The organism is Marinobacterium iners DSM 11526 (assembly GCF_900107855.1).
Classification (GTDB): Bacteria; Pseudomonadota; Gammaproteobacteria; order Pseudomonadales; family Balneatricaceae; genus Marinobacterium; species Marinobacterium iners.
The window spans coordinates 1-1,112 of sequence record NZ_FNRJ01000049.1; the positions used below are offsets into that span (position 1 = coordinate 1).

At 53.6% G+C, this 1,112-nt stretch carries 1 rRNA gene; it reads left to right on the top strand.

Going from position 1 to position 1,112, the window contains the following annotated elements:
* Positions 1-1,067 (top strand): 16S ribosomal RNA (locus BLV48_RS18675); the annotation flags it as partial.
* Positions 1,068-1,112: the final 45 nt, after the last annotated feature.

A 1,112-nucleotide genomic window follows, 5' to 3' on the forward strand; every position in this document is an offset into this window, starting at 1 on the left:
CTGTGACGTTAACAGCAGAAGAAGGACCGGCTAACTCCGTGCCAGCAGCCGCGGTAATACGGAGGGTCCGAGCGTTAATCGGAATTACTGGGCGTAAAGCGCGCGTAGGTGGTTCAGTCAGTCAGATGTGAAAGCCCCGGGCTCAACCTGGGAACTGCACCTGATACTGCTGAGCTAGAGTACGGTAGAGGGTAGTGGAATTTCCGGTGTAGCGGTGAAATGCGTAGAGATCGGAAGGAACACCAGTGGCGAAGGCGACTACCTGGACCGATACTGACACTGAGGTGCGAAAGCGTGGGTAGCAAACAGGATTAGATACCCTGGTAGTCCACGCCGTAAACGATGTCAACTAGCCGTTGGGGGACTTGATCCTTTAGTGGCGAAGCTAACGCGATAAGTTGACCGCCTGGGGAGTACGGCCGCAAGGTTAAAACTCAAATGAATTGACGGGGGCCCGCACAAGCGGTGGAGCATGTGGTTTAATTCGAAGCAACGCGAAGAACCTTACCTACTCTTGACATCCAGAGAACTTTCCAGAGATGGATTGGTGCCTTCGGGAACTCTGAGACAGGTGCTGCATGGCTGTCGTCAGCTCGTGTTGTGAAATGTTGGGTTAAGTCCCGTAACGAGCGCAACCCTTATCCTTATTTGCCAGCGAGTAATGTCGGGAACTCTAAGGAGACTGCCGGTGACAAACCGGAGGAAGGTGGGGATGACGTCAAGTCATCATGGCCCTTACGAGTAGGGCTACACACGTGCTACAATGGCCGGTACAGAGGGCTGCAAACTCGCGAGAGCAAGCTAATCTCACAAAACCGGTCGTAGTCCGGATCGCAGTCTGCAACTCGACTGCGTGAAGTCGGAATCGCTAGTAATCGTGAATCAGAATGTCACGGTGAATACGTTCCCGGGCCTTGTACACACCGCCCGTCACACCATGGGAGTGGGTTGCACCAGAAGTAGCTAGTCTAACCTTCGGGAGGACGGTTACCACGGTGTGATTCATGACTGGGGTGAAGTCGTAACAAGGTAGCCCTAGGGGAACCTGGGGCTGGATCACCTCCTTAAACGATTGCGAAGTTCTGGCAAGCGTTCACACATATTACCTGATC